Source organism: Fischerella muscicola PCC 7414, from assembly GCF_000317205.1.
In the GTDB taxonomy this organism is placed as follows: domain Bacteria; phylum Cyanobacteriota; class Cyanobacteriia; order Cyanobacteriales; family Nostocaceae; genus Fischerella; species Fischerella muscicola.
The window spans coordinates 92708-99894 of sequence record NZ_AJLK01000189.1 but is presented as its reverse complement, the minus strand read 5'-3'; the positions used below and the strand labels follow the sequence as shown (position 1 = coordinate 99894).

Below are 7187 nucleotides of genomic sequence, written 5' to 3'. Positions count from 1 at the left end.
TTTTTCGCCATTTTTTAATGCCCTAAAGCTGCTTGCAATAACGACTTTAAGCAACAATGGGTTAGGCAATGTTGACTTTACGGAAGGATTGTTGTGAATTTTCAGTCGGTAATAGAGGTTTTGCATAAGTTTTGGAGCAGTCGCGGATGTTTGATCGCCCAACCATACGATATAGAAAAGGGAGCAGGAACTAAAAACCCGCATACATTTTTAAGAGCTTTAGGGCCAGAACCTTGGGCTGTAGCCTACGTTGAACCTTGTCGCCGTCCTACTGATGGGCGCTACGGCGAAAATCCAAATCGATTTCAGCACTATTATCAGTACCAAGTACTGATTAAACCTTCACCTGATAATATCCAAGAAATTTATCTAGACTCTTTAAGGGGTTTGGGTATCCGTCCGGAAGACCATGATATTAGGTTTGTGGAAGATAACTGGGAAGATGCAACTGTAGGTGCTTGGGGTACTGGTTGGGAAGTTTGGTTAGATGGAATGGAAATTACCCAGTTTACCTACTTTCAACAGTGTGGGGGTATTGATTGTCGTCCAGTCTCGATTGAGATTACCTATGGTTTGGAACGTTTAGCGATGTATCTCCAGGGAGTGGAGGCTATGGTTAAGATCCACTGGACAGATAACATTACCTATGGTGATGTTCACCTTCAAGGCGAGATCGAACAGTGTGTTTATAACTTTGAAGCCTCTAATCCTGAGATGCTACTGACACTATTTAATATGTATGAGCAGGAGGCACAGCAATTAACAGAAAAAGGATTGGTTTTACCTAGCTTGGACTATGTGATGAAGTGTTCACACACATTCAATTTGCTGGATGCGAGAGGGGTAATTTCAGTTACCGAACGGACTCGCTACATTGGTAGAATTCGACATTTGGCACGCAAGGTGGCACAACTGTATGTAGAACAGCGAGAAAAGTTAGCTTTTCCACTGTTAAATAAGACAGGTGGTTAAATCGGCATCTAACAAAGATTAAATTGTTATTTGGAGATGCGTTAACGTAGCTGAAAGCTCAGTGGCAGCTGTAATTAAGTTATAACTTACGCAATATATTCCCCTAGTCTTATACCAAAGTGGTTATGGTTGAGGGGAAACTGGACAACTAAGTGATGGTGTGGGATTAAGATGGTTAACTTTACTGAAATTTTAGAACCGATCGCAGCTTGGTTTCGTTCTTTAGGAGTTCCTGAACCGATTGTACATTGGGGACATCCAGCGATGATGGGTATTGTCATTTTTGTTATGGGCAGCTTTGTGGGGTTCACTGGCTGGCGGGGACGACTTGCTGAAGATAAAGAAGTAGCCTCGAAAAGTCGCAGTGATCATCGCAAACTTGCACCCTGGATGTTTTTATTTATGGCGTTAGGTTACACCGGAGGAGTATTATCCCTGGTGATGCAACATCAGCCAATTTTTCAAAGTCCTCACTTTTGGACTGGTTCAATTTTGCTGTTATTGCTGGGGATCAATGCTGTAATTTCTTTCAGCAAATTTGGTGGTAATAAACCTGGTTTACGCGCACTTCATGCATACTTGGGTAGTAGCGCGCTTTGTTTGATGGTTGTTCATGCCGTACTTGGATTACAGTTAGGTATATCTCTGTAATCAAAATTAAGTTAAGGCGATCGCAATCGAGTATTACAAGTCCACATAAGTGGACTTTTTTACATTTATACTTAGTTTCATTCTTTAGTAATGCGTGGGGCGCTAATCTTTACAAAAGTCTCATGATTCAGACCAGTGGTGTAATTATTTGTCTAGGCTATATTCTTGGGTTGTTGTTTACAGCAATTCCTTGGGGCGGAGTTTGGATGCTGCTTTTAGGTATAGTAGGGGCAGTTTTTTTGCAAAGACGACGCTTAACCTTGCAAAAAGTTTTGTCAAAAACTAAGACAGCACCACAGTTGTCTAATATCCCCCACTCCAGAGTATGGTTCATTGCTGGGGTAGTCGGGTTGTTGGCAACTTTATATTTTCCACTACGGGTTCCCCAAGTAGGGGTAAACGATATTAGTAAATTTGTTCCGCCAGAAAACAGTAATCAAGAACAACTTGTGATAGTTCGGGGTGAGGTGATCAGTACACCACGCCTCACTCGTAGCCAAAGAGGACAGTTTTGGTTAGAAGCAAATAAGCTAGATGAAGTTAAAAATGATAAGGGTTCAGTAGGTTTAGGTAAAGGTGTAACGGGTAAGTTGTATGTAACAGTACCAATACTTCAGGCTACTGGATTGTACCCTGGTCAGGAAGTAGCAATTACTGGGATTTTATATAAACCAAAACCGCCATCCAATCCTGGCGCTTTTGATTTTCAGAAATATCTCCAACAGGAAGGGGCGTTTGCTGGTTTGGTGGGACGATTAGTAAATGTGTTGGATGAAGAAAAACCTCAATGGGGATGGTGGCAAGTTAGAGAACGTATTGTGCGATCGCAAGTTAAATTCTTGGGTGTTCCAGCAGGGCCACTTGTAAGTGCAATGGTGTTAGGTAGTAAGGCTGTTGATTTACCTTACAATACCCGTGATACTTTTGTCCAAGCTGGTTTAGCTCATGCCTTAGCAGCATCTGGGTTTCAAACTTCGTTGATTTTGGGTGTAGTCCTGGGTTTAACAAAAGGCTTGAAAAAATCAACGCAAATTACCCTGGGTAGTTTAGCTTTAATTCTATTCCTCTGTTTAACAGGTTTCCAACCTGCGGTATTAAGAGCTGTAATTATGGGATTTGCTGCTTTAATCGCTTTAGGATTAAAGCGCAAAGTCAAACAATTAGGATCATTACTAGTTGCGGCAACTATATTATTGCTGTTTAATCCTTTATGGATTTGGGATTTAGGATTTCAGTTAAGTTTTTTAGCAACACTGGGGTTAATAGTTACAGTCCCGGCTTTGACTGAACGTTTACAATGGCTACCGCCTGCGATCGCTTCTTTAATTGCTGTTCCCCTGGCTGCGATGATTTGGACTTTACCACTCCAACTTTTTGTATTTGGAGTTGTGCCTACTTACAGTCTACTGCTGAATATCATTAGCACACCTTTAATTTCAGTGATTAGTATAGGTGGAATTATTAGTGCGGTGGTTGCCTTAATTGTTCCCGATGCTGGCAGTACTTTAGCTGGAGTATTAAATTACCCTACTGATTGGTTAATTAAGTTAGTGGAATTTTTCAGTAATCTCCCAGGAAATTCTTACGCTGTTGGTAAAATTGGCATTTGGCAACTACTTACTATTTATATACTAATTATTTTGGTTTGGGTAACAAGTTGGTGGCAAAAACGTTGGTGGTTTGCCAGTTTTATTGCTTTTGGTTTGGTATTGATTCCGGTTTGGTATTCTGCCAACACATTATTTCGGATTACAGTTTTAGCAGCTGATGATCAACCCGTAATCATAGTGCAAAACCAAGGTAAAGTGACACTTATTAATAGTGGTGATGAAGGAACGGGACGTTTTACAATATTACCGTTTTTACAACAACAGGGAGTCAATCAGATTGATTGGGCGATCGCTTCAGATTTTCAACACAATGGTAATAGCAATAGTTGGTTAGAAGTAATACAAACTCTACCAATCAAATTTTTCTATGATTATGCTCCTACACGAGAAAATCTTCTCATCAGTCAGGTAATTCAACAGTCAGTACAAAAGCAAAAGGGAGTTTACCAAGCTCTGCCAGTAGGTCAAACACTTACTACTGATATTATTGTGGCTCAATTAATTAATCAAGAATCGCCCATTTTACAAATGCAAATTCAAGGTCAATCTTGGTTATTAGTAGGCGATATTAAATCTACTGAAATAAGTCAATTAGTTCAAACAGGAGGACTACCTCGTCCACAAGTTTTATGGTGTTCTGGTGAATCTTTAAAAGAACTAGTGACGGCTCTGCAACCACAAGTAGCGATCGCCACTAGCGCTAATATTGACCAAAAAGCTTTGTCAGAAATTAATCAAGGTCAAACCAAACTATACTTTACAGGAAAAGATGGGGCAATTCAATGGACCCCTCAAAGAGAATTTGAGCCATTTATCCAGACGACAGAAAATAAAACTTCTGTATTGTGAAGTTTATGAATTATCAAGACAAAGTCTCTAAATTATACTTGAATACAACAGATAGCCCCACCTGCTTAATGGAATCCTGCCTTAGCAAGGATGATTGGGAAGAGGTTTTATCCATGTGTTGTATTTTTTTGTAAATTGGTATTAAGATGATATAGTGCTATAATAGGAAAGGCGTAGCTATAGTTTCGCTGTAAAAAAGTATAAATAGTTTTTGGAGAGGTGTCCGAGTGGTTGATGGTGACGCACTCGAAATGCGTTTAGGAGAAATCCTACGGGGGTTCGAATCCCCCCCTCTCCGTTTTATCAAGGATTTTAACTGTTTCAGTAAATGTGGTACTAAGCTAAATTTGCTTTCAGTTGGTCAAGCTAGCCAATGAAAAAATCCTTCTGGTGAAATCCACATATAAATATAATTTCAAAGTTGTCTGATAATTTATTGGACAACCTCAGAGAAATGATTTAAAGCTGGCTATCTACTCAACCTACCGACAACTTGATTGCATTCCTAAGTAACCTTTGTGTAAAGTTATGGTGTTTTTAAACGCAGAGGGACGCAAAGTTAGCGCTGAGGTTCGCAGAGTTTTTCAGAATTATATTCGTTACGAGTTTGTGAAATTTTGTACTAAGGTTGTTGAGGATAATAGGGAATGTTGAGTTTCTGTAGTTGCGCCAACCTGTAGGTGTTTTATATAAAGACTCAAATTTTCTGCCTGAAAGCTATGGCTGTTGCGGGTTTGAACCATTCACATCAAAACAGAGGTTTGCGCTATGTCTGAAACTCTTACCAGTAAAGCTTTTGAGGCAATTTTTTTCAAGTCACTCTTGACACTGCGATCGCTCAAAAGCTATATTTACTCCAGGTCTGCACCACTGAACCTTGAAAATCAAATACAGCAAGGCTTCCAAATTGAGCAGTTGCAACTTACACAAATCCCTATTAGGGATTGAAACATTTTTTTCTCCTAGTCACATCTCTATTATATATATAGGTTGCAACTTACACAAATCCCTATTAGGGATTGAAACCCTTTCTTGGGGATCAAAATCTTTACCACCAGTAAAGTTGCAACTTACACAAATCCCTATTAGGGATTGAAACGACCACTTGCCCGGGCTTACGGCGGAAAGTGTAGAAGTTGCAACTTACACAAATCCCTATTAGGGATTGAAACTGGAGGTCTGGGGGGCGCTCCAGCTGGCTTCACTACCGTTGCAACTTACACAAATCCCTATTAGGGATTGAAACCTGGAGTGTACTGGCTACTTTCTGGGCTTTACTTAGTTGCAACTTACACAAATCCCTATTAGGGATTGAAACCCCTTTGAGGTCACCCACAGGGAACTTAGCGTCACGTTGCAACTTACACAAATCCCTATTAGGGATTGAAACGTCTGTTTGTGCTGAATATCTTTAATCTGGTTATTGTTGCAACTTACACAAATCCCTATTAGGGATTGAAACTCCTGGTATCTGATGCGGTCAAGAGACACGATGCGGGGTTGCAACTTACACAAATCCCTATTAGGGATTGAAACGGCTGGGCTTTCTCGGCTTGCCATCACTTTCTCCTAGTTGCAACTTACACAAATCCCTATTAGGGATTGAAACTTAGGTGCCATAATACGCCTCTTTAGCCCGCTCCGTTGCAACTTACACAAATCCCTATTAGGGATTGAAACAATTCCCAAAGAGCTATCTCCAGCGGAAAGAGCCTCCAAGTTGCAACTTACACAAATCCCTATTAGGGATTGAAACGCGCCCACCCTCGCCTTGGAAGAACGAGCCTTGTTCGTTGCAACTTACACAAATCCCTATTAGGGATTGAAACCATTATGTAATCGAAACGGTGCCTCATTTGATTGGTTGCAACTTACACAAATCCCTATTAGGGATTGAAACGTTGCCATCTGTGGCACTCAGCGAGGCGGCAAAGTTGCAACTTACACAAATCCCTATTAGGGATTGAAACTATCTCGGTAAAACAGAGACAAACCCAGGCATTCAAATAGCGTTGCAACTTACACAAATCCCTATTAGGGATTGAAACTCCGTAATATAGTCCATTTTGGCCTCCTCTATGTCTATGTTGCAACTTACACAAATCCCTATTAGGGATTGAAACTGGGTAGCCTTGGGGTATCCTAGTGGAGGCCTTGGGGTTGCAACTTACACAAATCCCTATTAGGGATTGAAACGATGGCTCCTATACTTAGGTTGTTGTTATTGTTGTGTTGCAACTTACACAAATCCCTATTAGGGATTGAAACGAAATTAATTGATGAATCTTGAAACATTGTTTTGCTCCGTTGCAACTTACACAAATCCCTATTAGGGATTGAAACAAGCGCTATTAGCTTATTAGATTGAGAATCGCTTATTTGGTTGCAACTTACACAAATCCCTATTAGGGATTGAAACTGTGGATTTTTGAAGAGTACCCGCAGGTCGGGGTTAAGTTGCAACTTACACAAATCCCTATTAGGGATTGAAACGGCCTTACAAGCGGCTGTAACTCAACTTCAGCAAGGTTGCAACTTACACAAATCCCTATTAGGGATTGAAACAACTATGTTTGGCGGGATTCTAGAAGAAAACAATGGGTTGCAACTTACACAAATCCCTATTAGGGATTGAAACTGAAGTGCGATCGCGCTAACTCCGGTACATTGACGCGTTGCAACTTACACAAATCCCTATTAGGGATTGAAACACCGCGATAATAGACGGTGATGCCTTCTACTTCCCTGGTTGCAACTTACACAAATCCCTATTAGGGATTGAAACTTCATTGTAAGACTTTAGTTGCCCTAAAGCCAAAATGTTGCAACTTACACAAATCCCTATTAGGGATTGAAACGTGAAAATAACAGAGAAATAAAGGAGTGATGAAATGGTTGCAACTTACACAAATCCCTATTAGGGATTGAAACCCGCACCCTCTGATACTGGTACGCTTAAATTGAATGTTGCAACTTACACAAATACCTATTAGGGATTGAAACCGATTTTGATTATCGAAAAGGCGTTAGCTGTTGCGTTGCAATTTACACAAATCCCTATCAGGGATTGGAACTTATAAAGAAGGCTTGTTGAAAGCAATAAAA

At 40.4% G+C, this 7187-nt stretch carries 3 protein-coding genes, 1 tRNA gene and 1 CRISPR repeat array; all 4 genes read left to right on the top strand.

Features of this window, described 5'->3' with window-relative positions:
• The first annotated feature begins 93 nt into the window (after window positions 1-93).
• The 4 genes from glyQ to UYI_RS0129685 all read left to right on the top strand — a co-directional run bounded on the left by glyQ (window position 94) and on the right by UYI_RS0129685 (window position 4380).
• On the top strand, window positions 94-972 hold the full coding sequence (gene glyQ, locus UYI_RS0129700) for a glycine--tRNA ligase subunit alpha (RefSeq protein ID WP_026086262.1): 879 nt from the start codon (window positions 94-96) through the stop codon (window positions 970-972).
• A gap of 171 nt (window positions 973-1143) precedes the next feature.
• Window positions 1144-1623 (top strand): DUF4079 domain-containing protein, encoded by a 480-nt coding sequence (locus UYI_RS0129695; RefSeq protein ID WP_016870324.1) that lies wholly within the window; start codon window positions 1144-1146, stop codon window positions 1621-1623.
• A 122-nt stretch (window positions 1624-1745) separates the two neighbouring features.
• Complete coding sequence (locus UYI_RS0129690; protein ID WP_016870323.1) at window positions 1746-4082, top strand: ComEC/Rec2 family competence protein; 2337 nt, start codon at window positions 1746-1748, stop codon at window positions 4080-4082.
• Between the two features lie 213 nt (window positions 4083-4295).
• Window positions 4296-4380: transfer RNA gene (locus UYI_RS0129685), tRNA-Ser, on the top strand.
• A 616-nt stretch (window positions 4381-4996) separates the two neighbouring features.
• Window positions 4997-7156: a CRISPR direct-repeat array (repeat unit 37 nt; unit sequence GTTGCAACTTACACAAATCCCTATTAGGGATTGAAAC).
• Window positions 7157-7187 lie beyond the last annotated feature (31 nt).